Annotated in this window: 29 protein-coding genes; 8 read left to right on the forward strand and 21 right to left on the reverse strand. The window is 44.2% G+C overall.

The window, feature by feature from the left end; genetic code table 11:
* Positions 1–60 precede the first annotated feature (60 nt).
* The 6 genes from DW930_RS10455 to DW930_RS10465 are packed head-to-tail and all read left to right on the forward strand — an operon-like array spanning position 61 to position 1,127.
* A complete protein-coding gene (locus tag DW930_RS10455; protein ID WP_023024919.1) occupies positions 61–231 on the forward strand; it encodes a hypothetical protein in 171 nt (56 codons plus the stop codon).
* A complete protein-coding gene (locus DW930_RS08055) occupies positions 232–405 on the forward strand; it encodes a bacteriocin (protein WP_123159734.1) in 174 nt (57 codons plus the stop codon).
* Positions 406–426: 21 nt separating this feature from the next.
* The gene (locus DW930_RS08060) at positions 427–594 is read left to right on the forward strand and encodes a class IIb bacteriocin, lactobin A/cerein 7B family (RefSeq protein WP_123159735.1); all 168 of its coding nucleotides are present in this window, start codon (positions 427–429) and stop codon (positions 592–594) included.
* Positions 595–606: 12 nt separating this feature from the next.
* Positions 607–774 (forward strand): hypothetical protein, encoded by a 168-nt coding sequence (locus tag DW930_RS10460; protein ID WP_006595270.1) that lies wholly within the window; start codon positions 607–609, stop codon positions 772–774.
* An 11-nt stretch (positions 775–785) separates the two neighbouring features.
* Positions 786–953, forward strand: a complete 168-nt coding sequence (locus DW930_RS08065) for a hypothetical protein (RefSeq protein ID WP_023024913.1) — start codon at positions 786–788, stop codon at positions 951–953.
* A 12-nt stretch (positions 954–965) separates the two neighbouring features.
* A complete protein-coding gene (locus DW930_RS10465) occupies positions 966–1,127 on the forward strand; it encodes a hypothetical protein (protein WP_165851218.1) in 162 nt (53 codons plus the stop codon).
* A 167-nt stretch (positions 1,128–1,294) separates the two neighbouring features.
* On the opposite strand, the gene DW930_RS08070 is transcribed toward DW930_RS10465, so the two are convergent.
* The 14 genes from DW930_RS08070 to DW930_RS08140 form a co-directional block, all read right to left on the reverse strand.
* Positions 1,295–2,344 carry a zinc-dependent alcohol dehydrogenase family protein gene (locus tag DW930_RS08070; protein WP_023027479.1) on the reverse strand — a complete coding sequence of 350 codons (1,050 nt, stop codon included), beginning with the start codon at positions 2,342–2,344 and terminating at the stop codon, positions 1,295–1,297.
* 222 nt (positions 2,345–2,566) lie between these two features.
* A complete protein-coding gene (gene adhE, locus DW930_RS08075; protein WP_123159736.1) occupies positions 2,567–5,218 on the reverse strand; it encodes a bifunctional acetaldehyde-CoA/alcohol dehydrogenase in 2,652 nt (883 codons plus the stop codon).
* 359 nt (positions 5,219–5,577) lie between these two features.
* Positions 5,578–7,395 (reverse strand): acyltransferase family protein, encoded by a 1,818-nt coding sequence (locus DW930_RS08080; protein ID WP_123159737.1) that lies wholly within the window; start codon positions 7,393–7,395, stop codon positions 5,578–5,580.
* A complete protein-coding gene (locus tag DW930_RS08085; RefSeq protein WP_023027476.1) occupies positions 7,385–7,798 on the reverse strand; it encodes a hypothetical protein in 414 nt (137 codons plus the stop codon). The genes DW930_RS08080 and DW930_RS08085 overlap by 11 nt, the downstream gene beginning before the upstream one ends.
* Positions 7,799–7,855: 57 nt before the next feature.
* Positions 7,856–8,278, reverse strand: coding sequence for a low molecular weight protein-tyrosine-phosphatase (locus DW930_RS08090; RefSeq protein ID WP_023024900.1), 423 nt, complete (start codon positions 8,276–8,278; stop codon positions 7,856–7,858).
* A gap of 118 nt (positions 8,279–8,396) precedes the next feature.
* Positions 8,397–8,963, reverse strand: a complete 567-nt coding sequence (locus DW930_RS08095; protein WP_123159738.1) for a nucleotidyltransferase family protein — start codon at positions 8,961–8,963, stop codon at positions 8,397–8,399.
* Positions 8,964–8,969: 6 nt separating this feature from the next.
* Positions 8,970–9,968, reverse strand: a complete 999-nt coding sequence (gene ruvB / locus DW930_RS08100; protein ID WP_023024896.1) for a Holliday junction branch migration DNA helicase RuvB — start codon at positions 9,966–9,968, stop codon at positions 8,970–8,972.
* A 499-nt stretch (positions 9,969–10,467) separates the two neighbouring features.
* Positions 10,468–11,508 carry an aldose epimerase family protein gene (locus DW930_RS08110; RefSeq protein ID WP_123159739.1) on the reverse strand — a complete coding sequence of 347 codons (1,041 nt, stop codon included), beginning with the start codon at positions 11,506–11,508 and terminating at the stop codon, positions 10,468–10,470.
* Positions 11,509–11,535: 27 nt separating this feature from the next.
* Positions 11,536–12,699, reverse strand: coding sequence for an SIS domain-containing protein (locus DW930_RS08115; RefSeq protein ID WP_023027473.1), 1,164 nt, complete (start codon positions 12,697–12,699; stop codon positions 11,536–11,538).
* A gap of 94 nt (positions 12,700–12,793) precedes the next feature.
* Positions 12,794–13,198, reverse strand: coding sequence for a PTS sugar transporter subunit IIA (locus tag DW930_RS08120; RefSeq protein ID WP_023027472.1), 405 nt, complete (start codon positions 13,196–13,198; stop codon positions 12,794–12,796).
* A gap of 11 nt (positions 13,199–13,209) precedes the next feature.
* Positions 13,210–14,031 carry a PTS system mannose/fructose/sorbose family transporter subunit IID gene (locus tag DW930_RS08125; RefSeq protein WP_023027471.1) on the reverse strand — a complete coding sequence of 274 codons (822 nt, stop codon included), beginning with the start codon at positions 14,029–14,031 and terminating at the stop codon, positions 13,210–13,212.
* Positions 14,018–14,932, reverse strand: coding sequence for a PTS mannose/fructose/sorbose/N-acetylgalactosamine transporter subunit IIC (locus DW930_RS08130; protein ID WP_023027470.1), 915 nt, complete (start codon positions 14,930–14,932; stop codon positions 14,018–14,020). Before DW930_RS08130 ends, DW930_RS08125 begins: the two co-directional genes overlap by 14 nt.
* 40 nt (positions 14,933–14,972) lie before the next feature.
* Positions 14,973–15,449 carry a PTS system mannose/fructose/N-acetylgalactosamine-transporter subunit IIB gene (locus DW930_RS08135; protein WP_023027469.1) on the reverse strand — a complete coding sequence of 159 codons (477 nt, stop codon included), beginning with the start codon at positions 15,447–15,449 and terminating at the stop codon, positions 14,973–14,975.
* On the reverse strand, positions 15,446–17,233 hold the full coding sequence (locus DW930_RS08140; protein ID WP_123159740.1) for a beta-galactosidase family protein: 1,788 nt from the start codon (positions 17,231–17,233) through the stop codon (positions 15,446–15,448). Before DW930_RS08140 ends, DW930_RS08135 begins: the two co-directional genes overlap by 4 nt.
* Before the next feature lie 131 nt (positions 17,234–17,364).
* On the opposite strand from DW930_RS08140, the gene DW930_RS08145 reads away from it, so the two are divergent.
* Positions 17,365–18,081, forward strand: coding sequence for a GntR family transcriptional regulator (locus tag DW930_RS08145; protein WP_006595289.1), 717 nt, complete (start codon positions 17,365–17,367; stop codon positions 18,079–18,081).
* Positions 18,082–18,478: 397 nt separating this feature from the next.
* Here DW930_RS08145 and purB read toward each other — a convergent pair whose 3' ends face one another.
* The 6 genes from purB to purD form a co-directional block, all read right to left on the reverse strand.
* Positions 18,479–19,777: an adenylosuccinate lyase gene (gene purB / locus DW930_RS08155; RefSeq protein WP_123159741.1), complete on the reverse strand. Its 1,299-nt coding sequence runs from the start codon at positions 19,775–19,777 to the stop codon at positions 18,479–18,481.
* A 55-nt stretch (positions 19,778–19,832) separates the two neighbouring features.
* Positions 19,833–20,060 (reverse strand): phosphoribosylaminoimidazole carboxylase, encoded by a 228-nt coding sequence (locus DW930_RS08160; protein WP_123159742.1) that lies wholly within the window; start codon positions 20,058–20,060, stop codon positions 19,833–19,835.
* Between the two features lie 9 nt (positions 20,061–20,069).
* The gene (locus DW930_RS08165) at positions 20,070–21,020 is read right to left on the reverse strand and encodes a 2-dehydropantoate 2-reductase N-terminal domain-containing protein (protein ID WP_123159743.1); all 951 of its coding nucleotides are present in this window, start codon (positions 21,018–21,020) and stop codon (positions 20,070–20,072) included.
* Positions 21,021–22,112, reverse strand: coding sequence for a 5-(carboxyamino)imidazole ribonucleotide synthase (purK, locus tag DW930_RS08170; RefSeq protein WP_123159744.1), 1,092 nt, complete (start codon positions 22,110–22,112; stop codon positions 21,021–21,023).
* A complete protein-coding gene (purE, locus tag DW930_RS08175) occupies positions 22,099–22,587 on the reverse strand; it encodes a 5-(carboxyamino)imidazole ribonucleotide mutase (RefSeq protein ID WP_123159745.1) in 489 nt (162 codons plus the stop codon). Before purE ends, purK begins: the two co-directional genes overlap by 14 nt.
* Before the next feature lie 231 nt (positions 22,588–22,818).
* Positions 22,819–24,084: a phosphoribosylamine--glycine ligase gene (gene purD, locus DW930_RS08180; RefSeq protein WP_123159746.1), complete on the reverse strand. Its 1,266-nt coding sequence runs from the start codon at positions 24,082–24,084 to the stop codon at positions 22,819–22,821.
* Between the two features lie 186 nt (positions 24,085–24,270).
* On the opposite strand from purD, the gene DW930_RS08185 reads away from it, so the two are divergent.
* On the forward strand, positions 24,271–25,284 hold the full coding sequence (locus DW930_RS08185) for a GBS Bsp-like repeat-containing protein (RefSeq protein WP_123159747.1): 1,014 nt from the start codon (positions 24,271–24,273) through the stop codon (positions 25,282–25,284).
* A 51-nt stretch (positions 25,285–25,335) separates the two neighbouring features.
* On the opposite strand, the gene purH is transcribed toward DW930_RS08185, so the two are convergent.
* Positions 25,336–26,883 (reverse strand): bifunctional phosphoribosylaminoimidazolecarboxamide formyltransferase/IMP cyclohydrolase, encoded by a 1,548-nt coding sequence (purH, locus tag DW930_RS08190; protein WP_123159748.1) that lies wholly within the window; start codon positions 26,881–26,883, stop codon positions 25,336–25,338.
* Positions 26,884–26,893 lie beyond the last annotated feature (10 nt).

Consider the following 26,893-nt stretch of genomic DNA (forward strand, 5'->3'; position numbering starts at 1 on the left):
TAGCTCTATTGGAAAATTACCCTAGCTTTGCTATTCAACAAAAATTAGGAGTATTAAGATATGAGATGGCCTATCCACACTATGATTTTTGCAATCATCATCGCATTAACCGTTTTACACGATGCACATCTGATTGCATTTCAACCAAAAATTAATTTAGCCATTGCGGCTACGATCTATCTAGCAGTTGATGCTAGATGGCAACAAACAGAAAAGAAAGAGGAAAACTAAATGACAACAGAATTAACACAAAAATTCACACCCTTAACAGAAGCAGAATTGACTCAAGTCGATGGGGGAGCTATCCCATTGATTGCTTGGATCATTGCTCATCCCTATCTATCTGGCTCTATTGCTGGTGGTGTAACAGCTGTCGGAACTGCCATTTGGGGAGCATTTAAATAATTAATTTGAAGGAGAAAAGCAATGATCGACCAAGTACAATTTAAAGATCTCACGCATGATGAATTAAGTGATATTAATGGTGGAGGACTCCCTTTTCTGTTAGTTTTCGCTTACGGTTTTTCTTCTGCTTATATCGGGACAACAAAACTGATCGATGCATTTCATAGTAATATGACACGAAAATGGTAAAGGAGGAGACTTATGAGTCTGGTATTTATCACCCTCATCCTTTTGACAGGATACTGCATTCTTGATAAAAAAGCACCCAAGCAGGTAGAAGGGTACTTTCCTAAATTTGCTATTGCCTTCATGGTTACTTTCACCATTCTGAACGAGGCAATTGATTTACTCTACACAATTTTACATTAAGGAGGACAGCTATGGATACAAGCATCCATTATACTTGCTTAACAGAAGCTGAACTGGCGACCATTGATGGAGGAGCCTCCGTCTTTGACTCGGCAAAATTCATCGTTCAAACATGGAATATTTTATACAATTCCGGACGTGATTTTGGCCGTAGTATCATCAATGGCATCATGCACTAGAAAGGAGCAAGCATGAAATTCGAAGAAACACGTTTTAGAAGCTTGTCCGAGCAGGAACTCAGCCATGTGGACGGTGGATCCGTCTGGATTACTGTCGGACTGATCGCAACTCCCCTACTCACGGGAACCTTCGCTGGCGCCTTTGACGAATACGCTCGCAAACGAGGCAAATAGTAACACTTCTTTATCATCTCACTAAACAGTACAAGCATCCCAGTTATCTTTTTATAGCTGGGATGTTCTATTGTTTAAACGATCCTCTTAAGCAAAAAAGTGGACTAGAAATTTTCTTTCTAGTCCACTTTTTCTATCTTATTTAGGTGATGGAAGCATCCGACTTCTTAGCTGAGGTCGTTATCAATAATAACTTTTAAGGCATTGTTTTCACCAGCATGTTTGAAGATTTCATATGCCTTCTCTGCTTCTGAAAGTTTGAAGTGGTGGGTCACCAACTTCGTCGCATCAATCTTGCCAGATTTCAAGACGTTAAGAAGCATTTCAGTTGTATTGGCATTGACCAAACCGGTATTGAGCGTAATGTTCTTGATCCAAAGGTCATCAAGATTGAAGCTAACTGGTTTACCATGCACTCCGACGTTGGCAATATGACCGCCGACAGAGATAATATTTTGGCAAACATCAAAGGTAGCTGGATAGCCCACACATTCCATGGAGATATCGACACCACGACCATCGGTCACTTCATTGATAAAGGCCTTGATTTCATCAATATCACTTGAACAGATGGTATGAGTAGCTCCAAACTTCTTAGAAGCTTCGAGACGAGATTCTGACAAGTCTACCATGATAATGGTAGCTGGTGAGAAGAATTGTACGGTTAAGAGAGCTGCTAAACCGATTGGCCCTGCACCAACGATACAAACGTTGTCTCCAGGTTTCACGTGAGAAGGAAGAACACCAATCTCATAGGAAGTAGGCAGAATATCAGAGAGCATAACCAGGGCTTCGTCATCTACAGAAGCTGGTGCATGATAAAGACTGCCGTCTGCGTGAGGGATATGGACATACTCTGCTTGGGTACCGTTGATCAAGTGGCCAAGGATCCAGCCCCCATCTTCACAGTGGGAAGGCAAACCACGCTTACAGTAGTAGCAAGTGTTACAAGCTGTTACGCAAGAGATGATAACCTTGTCTCCTACCTTAAAGTTCGTAACCGCATCGCCGACTTCTTCGACAATCCCAATTCCTTCGTGACCCAGGATGGTCCCTTCTTTACAAGCTGGAACATCACCCCCCAAAATATGGAGGTCTGTTCCACAAATGGTCGTTTTCACTAAACGAACAATCGCATCAGTTGGTTTCTTGATCACTGGTTTTGGTTGATCAATCAACTGAAGATTTCCTGCGGATACATATGTTGCTGCTTTCATAAGCGACTCCTTTTTTGTTGGTTTTATCAAACCATTTTATTACAGTTTTTTACTTTGTGAATATTATAACATACAAAGTAAGCGCTTGCAACATATTTATTAGATTTCTTTAAAAGATAGTTTTCAGGTCTCAAAAATCAATTTCTAGCGTTAAGATAAAGAAAAATCCCTCGCTCTTTTGAGCGAGGGGTAGCTGATAAACATCAGTTGTTCTCTAGCGCCTTATTTACGACGTCCTGGACGTTCTTTGTAACCATAGTATGCATCTTCGATGATTTCTTGCATATGGTCTACCATTGGAAGACGTGGGTTAGCTGGTGAACATTGATCTTCGTATGCAAGGAAGGCCAATTCACGAGAATGTTTCTTCCATTCTTTTTCATCGATTCCTTGTGCTTTGAAGTTCATTTGGATACCTACGCGCTCACCGAGTTCGTAAACAGCTTTTGCATAAGCTTCTACTGCTTCTTCTGGTGTAGAGCATGGAAGTCCTAACATACGAGCGATGTCTTGATATTTCTCATCTGCACGGTAGTAGTTGTACTTAGGCCATGTCGCTGTCTTGGCTGGACGTGTACCGTTGTAACGGATAACGTATGGAAGCAAGATCGCATTGGTACGTCCGTGAATCGTGTGGAATTGTGCACCAATCTTGTGGGCCATTGAGTGAGAAATACCGAGGAAGGCATTGGCGAAGGCCATACCTGCGATAGTTGACGCATTGTGCATCTTTTCGCGTGAATGGAAGTCCGCGTTCTTCACTGAGCTTTCCAAGTTTTCGAAGACAAGTTTGATAGCTTGAAGAGCAAGACCATCCGTGTAGTCACTTGCCATTTGAGATACGTAAGCTTCTGTTGCGTGAGTCAAGACGTCCATACCAGTGTCCGCTGCAACAGATCCTGGAACTGTCAATACCAAGGCAGGGTCTACGATTGCCACAGTTGGTGTCAATGAGTAGTCAGCGATTGGGTATTTACGGTTGTTTGCTTTATCAGAGATAACGGCAAATGGTGTTACTTCAGATCCTGTACCAGATGTTGTTGGGATCGCAATGAATTTAGTCTTCTTACCAAGTAATGGGAACTTGAAGGCACGTTTACGGATATCCATGAATTTTTGAACCAAGTCACGGAAGTCCACTTCTGGTTGCTCGTAGAAGAGCCACATGACTTTAGCCGCATCCATTGGTGATCCACCACCAAGAGCGACGATGGTATCTGGTTTAAAGGCACGCATGATCTCTGTACCACGTTCAACGGTTGTGATATCTGGATCTGGTTCTACGTCAGCAAAGATTTGGTAAACTACCTTGTTGCGACGAAGGTCAAGCTGTTCGATGATACGATCAAGGAAACCAAGCTCTACCATAGCGTGGTCTGTAACGATCATGACACGTTCAACGTCACGACATTTTTGTAGGTATTCAATTGAATCACGTTCAAAGTATGTTTTTGAAGGAAGTTTCATCCATTGCATGTTATTTCTCCGGCGTCCGACTTTTTTGATATTCAAGAGGTTGATGGCACTAACGTTATCCCCAACAGAGTTTCGTCCGTAAGAACCACATCCAAGTGTTAATGATGGCAAGAAGGCATTGTAAACATCCCCGATACCACCGAAAGTCGAAGGAGAGTTGCAGATCACACGAATGGCTTTAACTGCTTTACCAAATTCTTTGGTCAATTCTTCGTCAGCTGTATGGATGGCAGCTGAGTGACCAAGACCGTTGAATTCAACCATTTGGCGAGCTTTGTTAATTCCGTCTTCACGGCTTTCAGATTTCAAGACAGCGATGACTGGTGACAATTTTTCACGAGTCAAAGGCTCTTTTTCACCAACTTCTTTACATTCTGCCGCAAGGATGTTGGTTCCTTCTGGAACTGAGAAGCCAGCTTGTTCTGCGATCCATGCCGCTGGTTTCCCAACGATATCCGCATTCAATTTCGCACCCGCACAGTTTTTGCTGTTAGCTTTCACACCGAAGCAGAACTCTTCAAGAAGGGCTTTTTCTTTTTTGTTAACAAAGTAAGTATGGTAAGATTTGAATTCTTCGACAAACTCATCGTAGATTTCTTTATCGATGATAACCGCTTGTTCAGATGCACAGACCATTCCGTTGTCAAATGATTTAGACATAACGATATCGTGAGCAGCTTGGCGGATGTTAGCTGATTTTTCAACATAAGCTGGAACGTTACCTGCACCTACCCCAAGAGCTGGTTTCCCACAAGAATAAGCTGCTTTCACCATGGCGTTACCACCGGTCGCAAGGATTGTTGCAACACCTTCGTGGTTCATAAGCGCACTAGTTGCTTCCATAGATGGTTGCGTGATCCATTGTACACAGTTTTCAGGCGCTCCTGCTTTAATTGCTGCATCACGTACGATTTGTGCCGCATGAGCAGAGGATTCTTGAGCAGATGGGTGGAAGGCAAAGACGATAGGGTTCCGTGTCTTCAATGAGATCAAAGCTTTAAAGATTGCTGTTGAAGTTGGGTTGGTTGTAGGAGTGATCCCGCAGACGACTCCGACTGGCTCAGCAATAAGGGTCAAACCTGTGACGTCATCTTCTTGAATGACACCAACTGTCTTGGTGTGGCGCATGTTGTTCACGACGTGCTCACAAGCGAACAAGTTCTTAGTCGCCTTATCTTCAAAGACCCCACGACCAGTTTCTTCATAAGCATGAAGAGCGAGCTCACCGTGTGCGTCAAGAGCAGCTACAGATGCTTTTGCAACGATGTAGTCTACTTGTTCCTGATCCAATTTGCGCATTTCTTCAAGCGCCACAAGCGCTTTTTGCACCAACTCGTCTACGTGTTTTTCAGCAGCGAGTTTCTTTTCTTCAGGTGAGAGAGATTTTTTATCAGCCATTTGATGCTTTCCTCCAATGTTTGAAACCCTTATCCTTTTCCGGAACTTTTTCTTGTTTTCAGAAACTTTCAAGAATAGTGTAAGAAATTTCGATTTGTTAATTTTTTCACAATATAATTGTACTCTATTTTAGAAAATTTGTAAATAGTTTCACAAAGATTTTTTTAACTTTTTTCTATGAACCCTCCTTCTCCTTCTATATAGGAGTATTTCCAAGAAAAAATTGAAGGATTTTTTTGAGAAAGCACTTCAATTTCACAAGCAAATATTTTCACGCAATTTATGTAAGCGTTTTCTTAATTTTACTAAAAAAAGCAATTTTCTTCAAGTGAAAATTGCTTAAATAGCTTAGTAAATTTCTACGGTTTAACCGGCCCCTGATTGGCTTGATCAACTGCTTCTTTCACGACCTTGGCGTACAGGTTTCCTCCAACATCGATGGACCCATCTGATTCTAAACCAAAGTGGACATTATCCGTTCCAGCCCAAATAGCTGGGTTATCGATAGCAGCTTGGTACCAGTCTGCTATATAGACATAGTCATATTTTTTAGCCAACTCCAGCTCATACTGTCGAGTCTGAACGGTGACACTATTGCTATCATTGGCTTCACGCCCGTCATATGGCGTTACGAAAATTAAGCGATGTCCTTTTGGTAATTCTTGAACAAACTTATCCAACAATTCTTGGTAATTATTAGAAGAGTTGGTTCCAAGTGCAATCACCACGTTCTTGAGCAAGACTCTATTGGCAATATCCGTTTCATATACTTTTAAGCCCGAGTCCAGATTACGACTCACCAAAGCGTCTAATTGGATATCTGGCAGCACTTGTTTCAAATAATCTGATGCCCGGAGGTTTACAGAATCTCCGATCATGGTCACTCCATCTGACACATTGTAAGAAGTCGCTGAAGCATTGTCTACTTGGGCACGCGTGATCTGCATCTTGCTGTCGGATTGACGAAGCCCTTCGGTAATCAGGTTTTCATCAAAGGCTCCGACGCGTGGCGCAAAGAGTGCAATCCCAAACATGAGCAAGGTCAACGGAATCGCGCTGTAAAAGAGCGGTTTCGTGAAACTGCTGAGATCCATAGAGATGCCAAAAATCTTTGGTTCACGTCCAGCCAAGGTTGGTTCAATAATATAGAAGCTTAAGGCAGCAAGGCTAAAGGATACCAGTGTTGTTAGCAGAGAAGCCCAGCCATTGGTCATTAATTGAGAAAAGATGATGTAAAATGGCCAGTGGAAGAGATAGACCCCATAACTTGTATCCGCAATAAAGGTAATCACTGCAGGCTCTTTCTGATCTGGCGTCTTTTCATGGAGGACACGAGTCATCACAATCATCACAGATGCAGCAAGAGTCGCTAGTAAAAAGCCAAATAAATAGGTCCAAACACTATCAAACGGAAGAATAAAGGTCAAGAGCAACAAGACTAGAAAAGCACCTGCTAAAATCGCTAAGGTCTTCTGTAGAGATAACTTCTTCACTAATTGAGTAAGATTTGGGCTGGTCGTTGTAATCCCTGTTACTGTCGCTAAAGCACTCCCCACAAAGAAAGGAAAGACGTGAGCGATGCTAGAAAAATAGACATTGGACAAATTCTTCGTGACCAGTGCTCCGACAAAGAAGGTCAGGAAGGTCACCAAAAAGAGGCCTGTCGAAGATAGGAAGATATAACCTCTATATTGGCCAACTGATTTAGCTTTTTTACCCAAAAACCAAGCCAAAAGAGCCCAGAGTACGTAGTAATGAACTTCCAGAGCCAAACTCCAGGTATGAATGAAAAGATGAGGGATGAACTGACTTTCGTAACTTCCGCCACTTAATATCTCATAGAAGTTGGTCACAAAGCCAAAGACGGCTGCAATCTGTGTCCCAATCCCAGCAATAAAGTCTCGTCTGACCAAGAAGGTAAAAGGCATGACCAGCAAGACCATAAAGACTAACGGAGGAACAATCCGGTAGAAGCGTCGTCGCAGGAAGCCTTTGAGGTCAATTTTTTGATGACGGGCAAACTCATCGATCAGAAGAGCCGTGATCAAAAATCCTGAGAAAGTAAAGAAGATATCGACTCCAATAAATCCACCAGGAAAAACTTTTTGAAAGAAATGGTAGAGAAGAACGAGAAGAAGACCCGTTATCCGTACCAATGAAAACCATTTAATTCGCATTTTGATAAATTCCTTGTTTAAACGTTCCTTTATAGACGACATTTTGTTCTGTCGTTAAGGTTCCCTGGCCTTCTGGTTGGCCATTGACAAATTCACCTTCATATTTCCAACCAGCCTTGGCTGTAAAGGTTCCATGACCACTAAAGGTCCCATTGACAAAATTGCCCTTGTAGGTGTCTCCGTTTTCAAAGGTCACCGTCCCTTGGCCATTCATCTTGCCTCGGACAATACTTCCATCGTAGCGAATAGCTCCCTTATCGAGGGTCAAAACACCTCCGAAAGGAATGGAGGAAAGAAAAACCCACAAAGCAGACAGAACAATAATCCCCAAGGACAATCGTTCAATATTCTCTCTCGTAACATAGACCTTATAGGTCTCATATAATTCTTTTATTTTTTCCATATTCTGTTCATTCTGTTTCTATTCAACCGGTTACTCATTTAAGGAGCAAGTCCGAAACTAATCTTCTAAGCGTTCCAACCATTCTTGACAACCAGCTAGGACACGGCGATAGGTCTCTTCGAAATCTCCTGTGTACCATGGATCTGGGACACTTTCTCCTGCAAAGAGATGAATCTTGTGCTCTGTTCCAGGCGGTGCCATTCGTTTGAGGTCGGACACATTGTTCTCATCCATTCCTAAGATCAGATCAAAGGTATGAAAATCTTGGTCACTGATTTGAAGGGATGTTTTAGATGCATCATAGGGTACGCCATGGCTACGAAAAATCTTTTGAGTCCCTTGGTGAATAGGGTTCCCATGCTCCCAGTTAGAAGTAGCACGACTTTCAATCTCATACTGGTTGGTCAAGTCCTTCATGACAAACTCCGCCATGGGGCTTCGACAAATATTTCCTAAACACACAAATACGATTTTTTTCATGACAGCACCTCCTTTCTATTATAACAGAATGTAGGAAAAATATAATCTGCTAAAATTATAATTTTGAGGCAAGACGAAAAAAGCCTGTCCACCGTTGAGGTGGGCTGACTTTCTTTTTTTAGTTAGGCAAGATGATCTGAAGGCTTGGCCATTTTCGTTTCCAATCTTTCTTCCGCATGCGTTCCGTATAAACCACCAAGCGCTCTGGGCTGGCTAAAAAATGTGGAGTCGGCTGAACGACGAAGTCTTCGATATCCCTTGTCCCATAGGGGAGAAAGAGCTCCAACTGACCATCTTTCCTTAGGCGAACCGCAAGTGCCGTACACTGCTCGGGGTATTTAGAAACCGCATCACAAGCACTGCGATAAGGGGCCGTCCCCGGGCTATGCTGGTGCATGTAGACTTGATTCTTCACTTCCCATGCATACTGGGGAAATACCTTCTTTAATTCCTGCTCAATCTGCTGCGTTTCCTCATAGCTGATCACGGGGTCATAAAAGACCAGGTCCATATCTGTCCTTGCGTCAAATCCTGGTCTTCCAGAAAGCTGGTTCCAGATAAAATTTCGTACTGCACCCGCTGCTAACCAAGCATCTGCCAAATCTAGATCTCGAATAATGGCCAAGACCGCCATCATCTCCGGATCCGCTTGGAGTTGTTCTACGATCGTTTCTTCCTTCAGCATCTTCTGCTAATCTCCATTGTAGGGATAGCCTAGGTGTTCATAGGCCTTGCGGGTTGCCACGCGCCCTGTACGAGTCCGCATGATAAAGCCTTTCTGAATCAAGTAAGGTTCATACATATCTTCTACAGTCTCCCGCTCTTCAGCAATATTGACCGATAGGGTCCCAAGGCCAACTGGTCCTCCCCCATACATCTCAATCATGGTGCGCAGGATTTTTTGATCGACATAGTCCAGTCCTTCATGGTCCACATCCAGCATGGAGAGGGCTTTATCAGTAATGGTTTCATCAATCAAGCCATCGCCCATAATCTGGGCAAAATCGCGCACCCGTTTGAGCAAGCGGTTGGCAATCCGAGGGGTCCCACGACTACGAAGAGAAAGCTCTTCAGCAGCTTCGTGGGTAATTTCCATTTCAAAAATCTCAGCGGTCCGCTCGACAATCTCTGTCAGATCATCTTGCTCGTAGTATTCCATATGACCCGTAATCCCAAAGCGAGCGCGCAAGGGATTAGACAGCATACCCGCTCGGGTCGTCGCCCCAATCAAGGTAAAAGGAGGAAGGTCCAGATGGACACTCCGACTAGTCTCGCCAGCACCAATCATGATATCGATGTAAAAATCCTCCATGGCACTGTAAAGCACTTCTTCAACTGACATAGGCAGACGGTGAATCTCATCGATAAAGAGAACATCACCCGGCTCTAGGTCATTAAGGATAGCTACCAGGTCACCAGCCTTTTCAATGACAGGACCGGAAGTCTGCTTGAGATTAACACCCAACTCATTGGCAATGACAAAGGCCATCGTGGTTTTCCCCAGTCCCGGGGGGCCAAAAAGAAGGACATGGTCCAGCGCTTCATCCCGAAGCTTAGCCGCTTCAATAAAGATTTTTAGCTGGTCCTTGACCTTATCCTGGCCGATATATTCATGTAAATATTGCGGGCGTAGCGTCCGTTCAACAGCCTCTTCATCGCCCATGATTTCATTGTCTAAAATTCTACTCATACAGTCTATTATAGCAAAAAATGATACCTTCGGTACTACAAATAGAACGTGTTTTTATGGATCATAGTTCTCGCTAGCGTTCCAACTGCGTCTACGTACCTAAGTTCGCCTGAGTCCCATGTCAGGTTTGGTTCAATGAAATAGTAAGGAACGTAGTTTTCCCTCTTAAAATACCTTGTTTCTTTTTAAGGAACGTAGTTTTCGCTTCGCTCAAACTGCATCAATATCTCTAAATTCGGTTGAACTCTTTGAGTTTACCTCATTAAGAGATATAGAAAAGCCACCGGTTTTGGTGGCTCTTATAGGGAGGTTATTATGAAAAAGTTTTAGGAGTTTTAGGAGTTTTATCATTCAAAGTTAGGAGGTCTTTGATGATGGTATTAGTATACGACGGGAAGCTTAAAGTTTCCTTATAGTTATTTTTGAAAACTATTTTCTAAAAAAGAGGAGGCCTTGAGCAAGAATTTTACATCCTTGTTTGGAGCCTCCCCTTTTCTCATTATTTTTTAGCGATGGCATGGTAGCTGGTCTTGCTGGTAAAGACTTGACCTGCTCTCAAGATGACCTTTTCAGCTTGGTCACTATGAATGGCATCTGGCACTGTTTGAAATTCGAGGGCCAGGCCATTGTGCTGAACCATTGGTTTGCCTTGAAGATGAACGGTTTCATCTACAAAATTGGCTGAATACACCACCAAGGCTGGGGCTTCTGACTTGAAGGTCAAAAAGCGCCCAGACGGCTGATGGTAGAAGAAACCTGCATTTTCATGCCCTTCTGGCAAAGCGAAGGGATGGTCTAATCCTTCTACCAGGCGGATTTGCGGATCAGAATCCTTGAAGAGATCCTCTAACAGCATGGCTTGGTAGAGATGCTGAACAATTGGACTTTCTCTATCCACAGTGTGAAGAGGAACGCCATCTGGATGAATGGGGTAAAGCCCCTGATGATTGATCTGGAAGACATGGTCATTTATCGGCTGGGTGAAGTTGCCCGATAGGTTGAAATAGCTGTGGTTGGTCGGATTAACCAGGGTGTCTTGGTCTGTCCCTACCCGGTAGCTGATTTCCAGCTCCCCTGCTTCAGTCAAACTATAGGTTACCCAGATCTTGAGATTTCCAGGGAAACCACCTGTGCCATCCGCGCGCTCTGTGTACAGACTGATTTCTTGGTCTGTTACCGACTCCACGCTAAACAAGGCGCTGTCCCAACCAGTCGGTCCACTGTGGTTGCAGTTGGCGCCATTATTGGCCTCCAAGTGGTAGGTTTGACCATTGAGGTCAAAGCTGGCACCTGCGATCCGACCAGCGACTGGACCAATGCTAGCTCCATACTTAGGGCTATTACCAACATAAGCATCGAAATTGTCGAATCCCAATACAATATTAGCGAATTGATCCTGTTTGTCTGGTGTCACATACTCTAGAATAGTAGCTCCATAGGTCATGACAGACAATTGATAACCCAGGTCATTTTCGAGGCGATACGCTTCTACATCTTGACCGTCCAATTGACCAAATCGATATTTTTGATAGTGTTTCACAAGTTGTCTCCTCCAACATCATTCATTCTAGTGAAAGGGGTGAATCACCACTCCTTGTACAACACGGTTGACTGTTCCAGTTGGTGATGGCGTATCTGGGCGATTTTGAACCTTGAGCGAAGTCAAGAGAGAAATCAATTGACCGTAGATAATGTATGGGAAGGCACGGTAGATATCCAGCGACTCTGCTGATGCTTCTACCAACACTTCTCGTACATGCTCAATCCCAGCAGCTTGGTCGGTCAAGAGGATGACCTGACGGGCAATCTGATCTCCCGCCACTTCTCCAACCAAATCCAAATCGTACTGGCGTGTATAAGGATCAATGGATCCAAAAACCAAGACCAGGGTCTGGTCATTGATGAGGGATTTCGGACCGTGACGGAAGCCAACAGGACTCTCATACATGGTCGCAATTTTACCAGCTGTCAACTCTAAAATCTTGAGCTGGGCTTCATGAGCTAGCCCAAAGAAAGGTCCTGCTCCTAGGTAGATGACACGTTCGAAGTCTAAATCTACAACTTCCTTGACCTCGTGATCTTTCTCCAAGACCTGCTCTGACAGATAAATCAATTCTTCCACTCGTTTTTCCTTGATTTCTTCCTCACTTGGGTCAAAGACCAAGAGGGCTGTCAAAAGCATAGAAGTAAAGCTGGAGGTCATGGCGAAGCCGGCATCGTTGGTTTCTTTTGGTTGGAGAAGCAAGAGATTGCGCTCATCTCCGTGGGCCTGCTGGGCCAGCTTTCCTTCTTCCGCACAGGTAATGGTGATCTGATAGAGTTCATCGACCAAGTCTTGAGCCAACTCAACTGTCGCGACACTTTCAGGTGAGTTGCCACTTCGTGCAAAGGAAACTAAGACCGTCGGCACTTCTTTTTTGAGATAGGTTTGTGGATGCGCAACGATATCGGTCGTCGCAATGGATTGGAAATTCCAATGGCGTTCATCGTGCACTTCCTGCAAATAGGGAACCAAGGTATCCCCCACATAGGCTGAGGTCCCAGCCCCTGTTAAGATAACCTTGATGTAGCCATGACGCTTCCCAATGGTCGCTAAAAACTCTTGGATTTCTTTTGCTTTCTCTTGATAGAGACGATAGGTTTCTTTCCAGACTTCCGGTTGCTGGTAAATTTCACGTGTCGTAATTTCAGCCCCCAGTTCAAGCAGTTCTTCTTTTGTATAATCTAACATGCTTCTCCTCTTTTCTTTTTTAGTGACCGCCTTATAAGCGGTAAGAGGCTGAGACAATCGTCCCAGCCTCATTCCAAATGTTCAAGCGGTTTTCTTATTCGTCCTCGTCATCATCAAAGCTGGATAAGAGATCATTAACCTTCACGACACTTTCGCGCGCACGTTCTGGATAGTTCTCTTCTCCACCGACAAGGCTATGGTTAATAAATTCAATCACCATTGGCAAGTTCATCCCTGCATAGAGGTCAATGGCGCGCCCTTCAAGAATCAGACGGCTAACCGTATTACAAGGAGTGCCTCCCAAAAGATCCGCAAAGACGATGTAGTCCTCAAAGTCTGCAACACAGGCTTCAAACTTGGCTGTAAACTCCTCAGGACCTTCCTCTGGCAAGAGGGCCACGGCATGAATGTTGTCTTGTGGTCCCATAATCATTTCTGTACTGGCTTTGAGCTCTTCACAGAAGCGACCATGACTGACCAATACTAACTGTTTTGCCATACCTTACTCCATTATGCCATTCCAAAGAAGAAGTGGCCAAATGCTGAGAATGCGATTGCTGCAAGGATGATGAGCAAGATAGCTTTTGTAGAGTTCATACCCTTACGTCCAAGCAACCAGTAGATTACACCTGTGATGATAGCTGGTACCAAACGTGGGAAGATAAGGTTGAGCATATCTTGAATTTCAATCGCTTTGTCCCCAATGTGTGGAGCCCAAGAAACTTCAACACCAATCATGCTGGCAATCAAGGCACCAACCATGAAGATACCCAGAACGGAAGCTGCATCGATCAAAGCTGTCAAGGTACTTTGCATGTTGTTGATGAGGTTAACCCCTTCTTTATAGGCAAATTCCAATTGTTTCCAACGGAAAATGTCATAAGCAACTGCCACAGCAATCCACAAGAAGATACCGGCTGGGTTTCCTGCAACAGCCAAAGTTGCTGCGATTGAACCCATAATAGCTGGTACCAATGATCCAAAGATTGAGTCCCCAAGAGGAGCGAATGGTCCCATGAGACCTGTCTTGATACCATTGACCGCATCTTTTGATTTGACACCATCTTTTTCTTCCAAAGCGAGGTCAAAACCAGTGATAATGGTGTGGAAGAATGGTGAAGTATTGAAGAATTGCGTATGCAATTTCATCATTTCTTTCAATTCTGGAGTGCCATCACCATACATTTTACGCAACTGAGGTAAAATCATATAAAGGTAACCAGAAGCCTGCATCCGTTCATAGTTCCAACCTAACTGGAAAGTAAACAGACTACGTTTGTTAATTTGATTAAAATCCTCTTTAGTGAGTTTGTAGTTCTTAGAATTCGTCATCTTCAATTTCCCCGCTTTCTGATTCAGTTACTGGAGCAGCTACGACTGTACGTTGACTGTTTTTGAAGTGTTGTACTGCAAGGAAGATACCGATAATGGCAATACCAATCATAGATACACTCTTGAAGTTGTTAACAAAAGTAATAGCTTGTCCTTCTGGAAGTTTAGCGAACACTTCAGAACCAATAATGCTAGACACTGCAGCACCAAGGCTTTGAACATTGCTATAAAGCACTGTCAACATAGCTGTCAAACCAAAGCCAAGGGCAAGATAGTGAAGGTTACGACGAACAGGAAGGTAACGAAGCAAGATCGCAAATCCAAGACCTGGAAGCATTTGACCTGCAAGTTTCAGACCGTTTGCCAACCATTGTACATTAGCAAGACCTGTAACAACAGTTTCTACGAAAGATCCACCAAAAGCAAGCGCGAAGTAAACTGGGAGAGCACGAGAAAGAGCCCAAGGAAGAGCACCAAGGAGATAGTTGCGTTCGATGCCTTTGTAATCAAAGCGTTCAATCGCAGCATCTACACGGTGAGCGAAGTAAGTTGTAGTCATACGACCAAGAATATCAAAGTATGTCAACAAAGTTGCTACCGGCACAGCGATTGTAGCAATAGCAAGCTCTGGATCAATCCCTTGTGCTACTGAGAAGGCAGTCGCAAGAACGGCACCAGAAGTAGCGTCAATACGAGAAGCTCCACCGAAAGTACCAACACCGAGCACGGTCAATTGAAGAGAAGCTCCGATAAAGAGACCTGTCTTTAAATCCCCCATGACAAGTCCTGTAATGAAACCAGCAAAGACTGGTGAGCCTGCTGATGAAACAATCGTCAACTCATCACAGATTTGATAAGCTGAGTACAAAGTAAGTAGTAAAATTTGCCACCATTGTATCATGACAATTTCCTCCTAAAATTTTTCTTTTTTTATTTATAAACTATTTGAGCAACTTCAAGAAGTCTTCAACTGGATCATTTGGAACCATTTGAGCAGTTAACTTAACTCCTTTTTCAGCTAGCTTGTGGAAAGCTTCCACATCGGCATCCACTACGTTGATCGAACGAGTAATCGGACGAGTCTCATCTGATTGAGACATGTTCCCTACGTTTAAGGTTTCAAGTGGTACACCTGCTTCTACCAAACCAAGGAAGCGGTCTGGCTTGCGGGCTACGATGAAGAGACGTTGGCTGTCATATTTTCCAGCCAAGATATTTTCTGCAGCCTTTGCTACTGGCAAGATACTGAGCTTGACACCAGGTGGTGTCGCTAGTTTCAAACCACTTTTTTCGATATCATTTTGAGCGACTTCATCATCGATCACCATGATACGTGAAACATTTAGTTTGGTAGTCCAAAGGTTGGCTACCTGCCCGTGGATCAAACGTCCATCGATACGGCATCCTACAATAGTCATAAGTTTTCCCCCTTTACTTCTTTGAATGTAGGTTGTGAAACAAGTTTTAAGGTCTCCGTCCAAGTGCCCTCTGTCTCAAAGACGAGGATCTCATTTTCCCCATCTTTGAGAAAACCATGAGGGATGTAGAGGGAGAGTGTTGGACCGACTTCCCAGAAACGACCGATATGGTGGCCATTTACAAGGACGATCCCTTTTCCAAATCCAGTCATATCAAGGAAGGTATCCTCAACCTGATCTAGATGAAAAGCAAATTGATAAAAAGCTGGTTGACCTTCTTGCCATTCTTTCGAAAAGTCCAAGCGATCCAGCTGGCTAAAATCAAGCGCATATTGTTTCCAATCAAGCTTGAAATGAAGATCGATACAAACTCCTGTACGTATTCCTTTTCGCTGCGTATCCGCTAGGAGCTTGTGTCCATAATTGACTCGTCCCATATTTTCGATCAAGAGTTTTAAGTTTGTAATCGTTTTCTTTTTTCCGTTTAAAAAAAGATCTTGACCGATTTCTTCTTGGTATTGAGTGGCAATCAATTGATTATTGGCATAAACCTGTACCCGGTCACGCGCATCGATGATACGCAAGCGCTCTTCTTCCGCATCCATTTCAACATCTGTCTCATAGAGCAGATAGCCTAAGGGATGGTCGATTTCTTCCATGGTCTGTGGATAAAGACTTTCTGTGACCTGAGCAATCTCATTTAAATTACCAAATAAACTAGTCTTGTTGGTTACCTTTAGTCTATGCTCTGGCAAAGTCGACTTCACAAGCGGATCCATCTGTGGATACTCTGGATAGTAGGTCGCCATCATCTTTTTGACTGCATGGTACTTAGGAGTCGGATTGCCCTGCTCATCTAAGAGAGCATCATAGTCATAAGATGTTACCTGTGGCAAATCCACGGTCCCTCGTGCTGAGCAACCGTTCATAAATCCAAAGTTGGTCCCACCATGGAACATATAGAGATTGATAGAGCCTTCTTGTAAGACTTCATGGACTGCTTCTGCCAACTCTTCTGGATCTCGCTTTATGATAGGTTCTTTCCACCGATTGAACCAGCCATCCCAAAATTCCATACACATGAGTGGCCACTCTTTGTCATGCTCAGCAAAGAACTCTTTCATCTGAGAGAAGTTGTAATTCGCACGCGAACCAAAATTACCGGTTACAAAGAGTCCATCCTCAATCAAGGTCCCTGCTCGAAGGGTCGCCCTCCAAGGTCCATCAGAGGTGAAGAGTGGACAAGTAATATCCCGCTCAAGCATTAGATCTCTGATCGCCCGAAGGTAGGCCTTGTCTTCGCCATAAGAGCCATATTCGTTCTCAACCTGCATCATGAGGATATTGCCCCCACGATCCAATTGGTACTTGGCCACACGTGGCAGGAGCTCGTCGTAATAGCGAGCCACTTCCTTGAGAAAGGCCGGATCCGATGAGCGAATCCGAAGGTCTTCTTCGATTAACCAGGCTGGCAAGCCCCCAAATTCCCACTCCGAACAGATAAACGGTGACGGACGGAGAATCACATACAGATCCAACTCTTGAGCCACTTGGATAAAGTGCTCCAGGTCCAAATTCCCTTCAAAGTGAAAGTGGCCTCTTTGTGGCTCATGAGCATTCCATGGAACATAGGTTTCAACAGTATTAAAACCTAGAGCTTTTAGGTTATATAAGGAATGATACCAATCCTCACGATCGATCCGAAAATAATGAATTGCACCAGATAAAATCTTAAAAGGTTGATCATTTAAATAAAAATCTTCACGGATTTCAAATGCCCCCATACTGAGAACCTCCTTCTAAGAAACCCTTTTCATTTATTAATATAATATATTGATCAAAAAATGTCAACCACTTTTGAAAAAATATGTTAAAATAATATTAACAAGGGATATCGAAAGAAGAGGTGAAGCACATGGCAATCCCAAAATACCAACACATCAAAGATGATTTGAAGCAACAAATTATCTCAGGTAAATTCGAAAATGGAGATAAATTTTACACAGAAGCCGAGCTGATTAAGATTTATAATGTTAGCTCGATTACTGTTGTTCGGGCTTTAAACGATTTGGCTAGCGATGGATACATCGTCCGCCAACAAGGGAAAGGAACGTTTGTTTCTCGCGCTAGAAAACACAAACTGGTTGAGTTTTCAGACGTTGAAACCTTCCCTATCCAAAAAGCGACCGTAAAAGTTCTCTCTATTAAGCGTGGCAACGCGCTGAATATCCTGGATAAACTGGGGCTCGCTCCTACTCAATTCTATTATAAGATTGATCGGACTCGTCATATTGGTGAAGATACCTATATCTACCACCAGACCTATGTCCCAGAGCAATATATTAACCCAAATTATCCGAGCTTAGATTACTATAGTTCGATCTATGACCGCTTCAAAGAAGATTATCATATCCATATGAATGATGAACACTTTGAAGAAATCAATGATATTGTATTTCCAACACCAAGCAAAATCGCTTCTGTGTTGAATATCGATGAAAACTTCCCAACTGTCCGTCAAGTGAAGACGACAAAATTGGAAGCGACCGGTCAAATTCTCGAATATAGCGAAACCTATAAACGCGGCGACTACTATAAAATCAAATTTATCTCTTGTGATCGTGATCATTGATCATTAAAAGTCTGGGGTCTGGCCTCAGACTTTTATGATACAAATTATAGCATGAAAAAATAGTTCCTAAAACATGTAAAACGAATAATCTATAATTAGTGATAGACTTCCTATAAATAGTTTAATCAGTCAAAATTTATTATGATAAATTCAGGGTCTAGAGCACCTGATATAGGCAAAGAAAAGAGAGTGGGACAGAAATCGGTAATTCGTTAGAATTCGATTTCGTCGTCCCACCTCCGCACAGTTGAGTAGGGATCTAACAGATGATGAAATCAGCGTAGTAGAGCCCACTCAACCACTGCGTCTTGCTCGATAATCCAAAGACGAAAAGAGGCTAGGACTTTTGTCCCAGCCTCTTTTCGTCTATTTTTTAAATTCCCGTTTTTAGTTGCGATTAGTCGCCCAAACCGATGCGTTCGAAGATTTCATCCACCCGTTTGGTGTAGTAAGTTGGGTTGAAGATTTCGTCAATTTCCTCTTGAGTGAGGCGAGAAGTTACCTCTGGATCTGCTTCAAGAAGTGGTTTGAAGTCTACTTGGTTATCCCATGATTGTGCAGTCTTTGGTTGAACAAGGTCGTAAGCTTGCTCACGGGTCATACCTTTTTCAATCAAAGTCAACATCGCACGTTGGCTAAAGATGAGACCAAATGTTGAGTTCATGTTGCGGATCATGTTTTCAGGGAAGACTGTCAAGTTCTTAACGATGTTTCCAAAACGGTTAAGCATGTAGTCAATCAAGATGGTTGTGTCTGGTGCGATGATACGCTCAGCTGATGAGTGAGAGATATCACGTTCGTGCCAAAGGGCTACGTTCTCATAAGCTGTTACCATGTGACCACGGATGACACGCGCAAGACCTGTCATGTTTTCAGAACCGATCGGATTGCGTTTATGAGGCATTGCTGAAGAACCTTTTTGGCCTTTGGCAAAGAACTCTTCCACTTCACGTTGTTCTGATTTTTGAAGACCACGGATCTCCGTTGCCATACGCTCGATCGATGTTGCGATGCTAGCAAGAACTGCAAAGTACTCAGCGTGAAGGTCACGAGGAAGCACCTGTGTAGAGATTTCTTGAGCACGGATACCAAGCTTGTCGCAGACGTATTTTTCAACAAATGGTGGGATGTTGGCAAAGTTACCAACCGCACCCGAAATCTTACCAGCTTCCACACCAGCAGCCGCATGCTCGAAGCGCTCGATGTTACGCTTCATTTCGCTGTACCAAGTTGCCAATTTCAGACCAAAGGTTGTAGGCTCAGCGTGCACACCATGGGTACGACCCATCATGATCGTGAACTTGTGTTCTTTCGCTTTGTCAGCGATGATGTTGAGGAAGTTTTCAAGATCCTTGCGGATGATGTCGTTAGCTTGTTTGTAGAGGTAACCATAGGCAGTATCTACCACGTCGGTAGAAGTCAAGCCATAGTGGACCCACTTGCGCTCTTCTCCAAGAGTTTCAGAAACCGCACGTGTGAAGGCCACTACATCGTGGCGAGTCTCTTGCTCAATTTCCAAAATACGGTCGATGTCAAAGTCCGCTTTTTCGCGAATCAAAGCCACATCTTCCTTAGGGATTTCCCCCAACTCAGCCCATGCCTCATCAGCCAAGATTTCCACCTCAAGCCAAGCACGGTATTTATTTTCTTCAGTCCAAATGTTCGCCATCTCAGGGCGAGAGTAACGTTCGATCATTGTTAATTTTTCCTTTCTTTTGATGTTTCACATCAGTTAGCAAGCGACAGTCGGTTTATTCAAATTCTTCTTTCCCAATCCATACAGATGGATAATGATCCAGTGTATTCAAATCCGTATCCAGCGGGACATCATAGATAGCTAAATAGTTTTCAGGGTATTGTGCAACTAGCTCTTCATACTTAACTTTCACCTTTTCGTGATCGCTACTAGCATACAAGACTTCGACGACTGCACCAGCCTTCTCTTTTTCGACAAATGCGTTGACGATAAGTTGAATCATAAAAACCTCCTAAAGCGAAATGCCCCTCATATTTGCTTCCAGAATAGGCATCTTCACACCTAACTCCTGACCAGTCTGATAGACACCTTGACAACAGTAGAAAATGTCCTGCTTATCATTATGCAAGGTCATAATCTTTCGGGTCAGCTCATTTTTTGCAAACATGACTTTCATAGCTTTTCCTGCAATCCATGCTGGAATTTTGTAAGGTAAGATCTCGGCTTTGTAAAGCTTTAAATTCACGCCACGCGCTTCTACGACTTTCAAAGCTTCCCGAATGGCCTTGATGGCCAATGATAATTCCGAAGAACTATTCATCAAATTCAGAGCCAACTGTTCTGGATTTTCCAGATTTCCCAAACGTGCAGCTGTCGAAGTGACACCTGCGTTAATCGCCATATGAATCCAAATCCACTCGACCATATCATGAGGAACTTCCCACTTCAAATCTGCAGAAGTCAGTAAAGCCGTCAGATCAGCATAGTTAGAAATCTCTGCTTTTTGCTCACCTTCTAGCATTAAATGGTCGAACAAGACACCATCCAAATGGTCATCCTGCATATGACCACCCGCTGTCGGAAAGGCTAGAATATAGTCGTAGTCCCCTGCCCACTCCTCTACCTCTTTTCGAGTATCCCAGAAATTGCAGAAGAAAACGAGGGTGCCTTTGATATTATTTTTACGCAAGGTCTCCACGGCTTCTTTGACAGAGCCATGACGCACACTTAGAAAAATAAAATCATATTCCGAATCAGTCTCTGCCACATGAACCTCATAGGTGTCATGTTTGTTTTCGCCCTTAGAATGATAGCGACCATCTAACAAATCAATCGACAACTCCTTCGGAGCAGTGTTTTTCTTACTATCTCTCAGTATGTGTTCCACTTGATGACCTGCTTTTTGAAAAGCATAGGCATAAGTCGTTCCAATGACTCCGAGTCCTAGAATTGCTATTTTCACCTAAAAATCAATCCCTTTCCCAAATTCCTCAACCTTATCCGGTTCATTACTAAACAAAGTCACATGTCCCATTTTGCGGTTGTGCTTTGCTTCTAGTTTACCATATAAGTGGAGGTGAGCGCTTGGATTTTCTGTCACATATGTTTCAGCAACCTCGACGTGTTGGCCGAGAACATTGAGCATGACAGCCGGTGCATGAAGGTGGATGGCTGGTAGTGGTGCACCGAGAACGCCCAAGATATGCGTGTCAAATTGTGAAAAGTCGCAGGCTTCGATGGAGTAGTGTCCTGAATTGTGCGGACGTGGCGCGACTTCGTTGACAATGATGTCATCAGCGGTCGCAAACATTTCTATACAAAGGGTTCCAGAGAGATTCAATTGTTCTGCGATTCGGACCGCCATGGCTTTGGCCTTGTCAGCTAGACTTTCTGAAATACGGGCAGGAACGATGGTTTTAGATAGGATGTTATTGCGGTGGACATTTTCCTGAACTGGGAAAACTGTCACGTCCTTGCCATTTCCTGACACGATGACGGAAATCTCCAGGTCAAAGTTAACAAATTCTTCCAAGACACAGTCTGCTGAATCCGCTAGCGCATAAGCTTCTTCCAAATCTTCTGCTGAACGAATAACCTTTTGTCCGTGTCCATCATAGCCACCTGTCGCCGTCTTGAGGACATAATTTTTCGACAGTTCAATATCTGCCAAGGCTTGGCTAGAAGTCACGACCTTATAAGGTGCTACGGTGACTTGAGCCTTATTTGACAAAAAGTCCTTTTCAAAGATGCGATTTTGAGAAATGCGAAGTAGGTCTGTCCCTTGTGGGAGCTGTCCTTCTTTGATGACAGCATCCAAACCGTCAGCATCGACATTTTCAAACTCATAGGTGAGGACATCACAGCGGTCTGCCAACTGACGAAGGGCATCTACGTCGTCATAAGGAGCCACGATAATTTCCGCCACACGGGAGGCTGGGCAATCCGCTGCTGGATCCAGCGCGATAACCTTGTGCCCCATATAGATAGCAGAAATGGCCATCATCTGCCCCAGCTGACCGCCACCGATGATTCCGATTGTTTTAGATGAGCTCATTTGTCGACTCCTCTGCGATTTTTCCTTGTTCTTCTGCGAAATCTGCCAAGGCTGTCGCAATAGCCTGATCCTCTACCGAGAGGAGACGGAGTGCAAAGAGGGCCGCATTGGTCGCGCCTGCTTCACCGATCGCCATGGTTGCGACTGGTACTCCACCTGGCATCTGAACGATGGAATAAAGTGAATCCACACCGCTAAGAGCACGAGATTTAACAGGCACACCAATGACAGGCAGAGTGGTTTTAGCTGCTACCATCCCTGGCAAGTGGGCTGCGCCACCTGCACCCGCGATAATGACTTTGATACCACGGCTACGTGCTTCTTCGGCATGTTTGAACATGAGGTCTGGTGTACGGTGGGCAGAGACAACCTTCTTTTCATAGGCTACACCGAAGCGGTCTAGGACTTCTGCTGTTTTTTTCATGGTTGCCCAGTCGGATTTTGACCCCATGATGATGGAAATTACTGGTTTCATTTCTTCTCCTTTTTTAATAATCGTCTATTGTAGTGCGGACGTAAGCGACCGCCTATGGCGTTCCATTACTAAAACTGGAGCCTAAGTCTCCAGTTTTCCGCTCCTAGTAGCTCTGCTACTAGGAGTTCCACTACTGCGACGATTATCCAATACTAGCTCGCTAATGCTCGCAAATCAAACGACCATTATCTTAATTTGGCTCGCTTTCGCTAGCCATGGCAAATATATCTGTTAATCTTTTATGGCCTTGCTTCCGATATCTGTTCGATAGAAGAGGCCCTCTGTATTTTGGTTGTTGAGTTGGCTGTAGATGATGTTTTGGCCGTCTTTGACGGTGTCTGCTGTGGTGACAAGCATGTAAACACGTCCTCCGTTTGAAAGAAGGTCTTGGCCATTTTCAGCTAATTTAGCACCTGCATAGTAGGTGATGATATCGCCCTCTGTCTTGGCTGGAAGCTTGACACCTTTCTCATAAGCGAGTGGGTAACCGTTTGATGCGACAACCACACCAAGTGTCACTCCCTTATCCGTCCAAGTGATAGCTGGCTCTTTTCCATTCAAAATATCCGTGATATTTTGTGCAAAATCAGATGTCAAACGAGGCAGGATGATTTGCGTTTCAGGATCTCCGAAGCGAGCGTTGAACTCGATGACTTTAGGTCCGTCAGCTGTCAAAATAAGACCAGCGTAAAGGACACCAAGATATGGACGACCTTCTTTAATCATGCCTTCGAGAACTGGCTTGACAATATTGTCAACCGCCGTGTCAACCACACTCTGTGGCAAGTGAGGAACTGGCGCATAAGCCCCCATCCCACCAGTGTTAGGACCCTTGTCACCATCATAAGCACGTTTGTGGTCCTGAGCCGTTGGCATAATGTAAAACTTGTCACCATTGACAAAGGCAAAAAGAGAGAACTCTTCCCCGTCAAGGAATTCTTCGATGACCACACGCGCACCTGAGTCACCGAATTTATTGTCCAAAAGCATCTCATGAGCGGCTTCGACCGCTTGCTCAACTTTCTCCGCAACGACGACACCTTTCCCAAGGGCCAAGCCGTCTGCCTTAACGACGATTGGAGCGCCTTTTTCTTCGATGTAGGCTTTAGCTTCCTCGAAATCTGAAAAGGTCCCATAGGCCGCTGTTGGAACATCATATTTGACCATAATTTCCTTAGCAAAATCCTTAGACCACTCCAGCTCAGCCGCAGCCTTGGTCGGACCAAAAGCCTTGAGCCCAGCTGCATTGAAATCATCCACGATCCCAGCCGCAAGGGCATCATCTGGACCGATAAAGGTCCAAGCAATATCGTTGACTTTTGCGAAGTCAATCAGCTTAGAATGTTCGGAAATTCCGATATTGATCAAATCCAGACCATCTAATCGCATCCCGTCATTACCAGGAGCCACAAAAACCTGCTCAACGTCTTTAGACTCCAACAACTTCTTGGCAATCGCATGTTCACGACCACCAGATCCAACAACCAAAAGTTTCATCTTGAACCTCTTTTGCGAATTATTTTATTATATTATATCATAATCGTTCGCTTTATTCTAATATTTCAAGGAATGTCCGATAATTTTCGTTAGAAAACAAACTTTTTTCATTATTTTTAAAATTTCTACTCCTTTTTACGAATATTATAATTGAGACCTCTACTATTTTTTAAAAAAAGGAGTTTTATGCAGGGAATTAAGAAACTACTGTTGGCAGCTTGCCTTTTCTGGGCAGGTGCTTCACAAGTTGCAAGAGCAGACCAAAACATCAATTATATCTACAAGGAAAAGGGACAATTAGTTGTCCACCTCGGGACCATTCCAGATCGCTTCCAAAGCGTTAGCGTCCCCATTTGGTCCGAGAAATACGGCCAGGACGATCTCATTTGGTATCCTGTTCAACGAGGAGAAAATGGCTTTGATTTGCAAGTACCTCTGACCAATCATTTAGATCAAGCAGGACTCTACCATATCCATGTCTATGGCATCAATTCTTACGGAAACCTTGAAGGACTGTTTCCTCTACAGACAATCGTTGAGAAAAAAGATCTCGCATCTTCCCAACCCAAGATCACAGTCCGACCTAGCACTGCACAGCTATTTGAGATCCAACTCCAGCTCTTTGAGGATGTGGATGAGGTTCTCTTTCCCATCTGGTCTGAACAAGATGGCCAAGACGACTTGATCTGGTATCCCGCAAAAAGAACGGCACCTGGCCGCTATCAATTGTCTTTCAATGCTGAAAAACATAAAGGGAAAGGAACCTTTCATCTCCATGTCTACCAGAAAGACAAGGGACACTTAAAAGGCCTGCTCGCCACAACATTTCAGGTCGAACAGGCTAAAGTTGCTCCACTGGTCACCCAGCCGGATAATTACTATCCCGTTGGCGAATGTACCTGGGCAGCAAAAGAGCTGGCTCCTTGGTCACAAAACTGGTGGGGAAACGGTGGCATGTGGGCTGCTAGTGCTCGCGTTTCAGGCTTCCGGACAGGAAGTACCCCTGAAGTTGGCGCTATCGCCTGCTGGGATAATGGAGGCTATGGCCACGTTGCAGTCGTGACAGAGGTTGAACATGATCAAAAAATCCAAGTGAAGGAAGCTAATTACAATGGAAATCGGACCATCAACAATTTCCGTGGTTGGTTTGATCCAACAAATGTTGTCTGGGGAACGGTCAGCTATATCTATCCAAATTAAAGGTTGCTTGACTAATAAAGGCACTCATCGATGGATGAGTGCCTGTTTTGATTAATGTCTGAAGTGACGAACACCTGTAAAGATCATGGTTAAACCGTATTTATCAGCTGCTTCGATAGATTCTTGGTCACGAACCGAGCCTCCTGGCTGGATAATGGCCTTAATCCCTGCTTGAGCGATTTCTTCCACGTTATCTGCAAATGGGAAGAAGGCATCTGAAGCAAGAACCGCGCCGTCAAGACGGTCTTTCGCTTGGTCAATGGCAATACGCACAGAGGCCACACGATTGGTTTGACCAGGGCCAACACCTAGTGTCATGTGGTCGTTGGTCACGATGATCCCGTTTGATTTGACATACTTGATCGCTTTCCAAGCAAATTCAAGGGCAGTTGCTTCTGTCTCTGTTGGTTGGCGTTTGGTCACCACTTGCCAGTCAGCTGGGCTTTCTTTGACAACGTCTTGGTTTTGCACGAGAAGGCCACCAACAACACCTGTGTATTCTGCTTCCACTTCGCTCGCATCTTGAGCGTCAAATGGCAAGGCAAGAATCCGCAGGTTTTTCTTTTTATTGGTCAAAATGGCTAGCGCCTCATCCGTATAGCTTGGTGCGATGATGATTTCAAGGAAAACACCATGCATCTTCTCAGCTGTCGCAGCATCTACCTCACGGTTGAGGACGACGATCCCACCGAAGATAGAAACTGGATCAGACTCATAAGCGTAGTCCCAAGCTGTTTCGATATCGTCAGCTTGACCGATCCCACATGGGTTCATGTGTTTGAGAGCCACAACGGTTGGACGTTCTTTGAAATCGCGGATGATCCGAATCGCAGCATCCGCATCGCGGATATTGTTGAAGGACAATTCTTTACCGTTGAGTTGTTTAGCGGAAGCAATCGAGTAATCCGTCGGCAAGGCTTTTTGGTAGAAATCGGCATCTTGTTGAGGATTTTCACCGTAACGCATGGCTTGTTTAAGGTCATAGGTTAGAGTGAGTTTTTCAGGTTTTTCTTCACCCACTTGAGCTGTGAAGTATTCTGCAATCAAGGCATCATAAGCTGCAGTGTGGCGGAAAACCTTGGCTGCCAAACCTTGGCGAGTTTCATAAGTAGTTTCGCCCTTGGCTGCCAATTCGTCCAAAACCACAGCATAGTCAGCAGGGTCTACCACAACTGTAACGCTAGCGTGGTTTTTAGCTGCTGAACGAAGCATTGATGGCCCACCGATATCGATGTTTTCAACCGCGTCCGCATAGGTCACATCTGGTTTGAGGATGGTTTCCTTGAATGGGTAAAGATTTACCACAACAAGGTCAATCAATTCGATATTATTGTCCTTAGCTGCTTCCAAGTGACTATCCAAGTCACGACGAGCGAGAAGTCCGCCGTGGATATTTGGATGGAGAGTCTTCACACGACCATCCATCATTTCTGGGAAACCAGTCACATCGTCAATGGCAATGGTGTCTACCCCAGCATTGTCAAGGGCAACTTTTGTCCCCCCTGTTGAGATGATATCCCAACCAAGTTTTTTGAGTTCTTGGGCAAATTCAACAATGCCCGCTTTATCTGAGACACTAATTAGTGCGCGTTTAGTCATATTATTTTCC

Source organism: Streptococcus sp. AM43-2AT (assembly GCF_003603405.1).
GTDB classification, from domain to species: domain Bacteria; phylum Bacillota; class Bacilli; order Lactobacillales; family Streptococcaceae; genus Streptococcus; species Streptococcus ilei.

Coding starts and splice junctions, on each gene's coding strand:
- DW930_RS10455 (WP_023024919.1), top strand. CDS start 61: ATGAGATGGCCTATCCACACTATGATTTTTGCAATCATCATCGCATTA.
- DW930_RS08055 (WP_123159734.1), top strand. CDS start 232: ATGACAACAGAATTAACACAAAAATTCACACCCTTAACAGAAGCAGAA.
- DW930_RS08060 (WP_123159735.1), top strand. CDS start 427: ATGATCGACCAAGTACAATTTAAAGATCTCACGCATGATGAATTAAGT.
- DW930_RS10460 (WP_006595270.1), top strand. CDS start 607: ATGAGTCTGGTATTTATCACCCTCATCCTTTTGACAGGATACTGCATT.
- DW930_RS08065 (WP_023024913.1), top strand. CDS start 786: ATGGATACAAGCATCCATTATACTTGCTTAACAGAAGCTGAACTGGCG.
- DW930_RS10465 (WP_165851218.1), top strand. CDS start 966: ATGAAATTCGAAGAAACACGTTTTAGAAGCTTGTCCGAGCAGGAACTC.
- DW930_RS08070 (WP_023027479.1), bottom strand. CDS start 2,344: ATGAAAGCAGCAACATATGTATCCGCAGGAAATCTTCAGTTGATTGAT.
- adhE (WP_123159736.1), bottom strand. CDS start 5,218: ATGGCTGATAAAAAATCTCTCTCACCTGAAGAAAAGAAACTCGCTGCT.
- DW930_RS08080 (WP_123159737.1), bottom strand. CDS start 7,395: ATGCGAATTAAATGGTTTTCATTGGTACGGATAACGGGTCTTCTTCTC.
- DW930_RS08085 (WP_023027476.1), bottom strand. CDS start 7,798: ATGGAAAAAATAAAAGAATTATATGAGACCTATAAGGTCTATGTTACG.
- DW930_RS08090 (WP_023024900.1), bottom strand. CDS start 8,278: ATGAAAAAAATCGTATTTGTGTGTTTAGGAAATATTTGTCGAAGCCCC.
- DW930_RS08095 (WP_123159738.1), bottom strand. CDS start 8,963: ATGCTGAAGGAAGAAACGATCGTAGAACAACTCCAAGCGGATCCGGAG.
- ruvB (WP_023024896.1), bottom strand. CDS start 9,968: ATGAGTAGAATTTTAGACAATGAAATCATGGGCGATGAAGAGGCTGTT.
- DW930_RS08115 (WP_023027473.1), bottom strand. CDS start 12,699: ATGTTAGATTATACAAAAGAAGAACTGCTTGAACTGGGGGCTGAAATT.
- DW930_RS08120 (WP_023027472.1), bottom strand. CDS start 13,198: ATGGCAAAACAGTTAGTATTGGTCAGTCATGGTCGCTTCTGTGAAGAG.
- DW930_RS08125 (WP_023027471.1), bottom strand. CDS start 14,031: ATGACGAATTCTAAGAACTACAAACTCACTAAAGAGGATTTTAATCAA.
- DW930_RS08130 (WP_023027470.1), bottom strand. CDS start 14,932: ATGATACAATGGTGGCAAATTTTACTACTTACTTTGTACTCAGCTTAT.
- DW930_RS08135 (WP_023027469.1), bottom strand. CDS start 15,449: ATGACTATTGTAGGATGCCGTATCGATGGACGTTTGATCCACGGGCAG.
- DW930_RS08140 (WP_123159740.1), bottom strand. CDS start 17,233: ATGGGGGCATTTGAAATCCGTGAAGATTTTTATTTAAATGATCAACCT.
- DW930_RS08145 (WP_006595289.1), top strand. CDS start 17,365: ATGGCAATCCCAAAATACCAACACATCAAAGATGATTTGAAGCAACAA.
- purB (WP_123159741.1), bottom strand. CDS start 19,777: ATGATCGAACGTTACTCTCGCCCTGAGATGGCGAACATTTGGACTGAA.
- DW930_RS08160 (WP_123159742.1), bottom strand. CDS start 20,060: ATGATTCAACTTATCGTCAACGCATTTGTCGAAAAAGAGAAGGCTGGT.
- purK (WP_123159744.1), bottom strand. CDS start 22,112: ATGAGCTCATCTAAAACAATCGGAATCATCGGTGGCGGTCAGCTGGGG.
- purE (WP_123159745.1), bottom strand. CDS start 22,587: ATGAAACCAGTAATTTCCATCATCATGGGGTCAAAATCCGACTGGGCA.
- purD (WP_123159746.1), bottom strand. CDS start 24,084: ATGAAACTTTTGGTTGTTGGATCTGGTGGTCGTGAACATGCGATTGCC.
- DW930_RS08185 (WP_123159747.1), top strand. CDS start 24,271: ATGCAGGGAATTAAGAAACTACTGTTGGCAGCTTGCCTTTTCTGGGCA.
- purH (WP_123159748.1), bottom strand. CDS start 26,883: ATGACTAAACGCGCACTAATTAGTGTCTCAGATAAAGCGGGCATTGTT.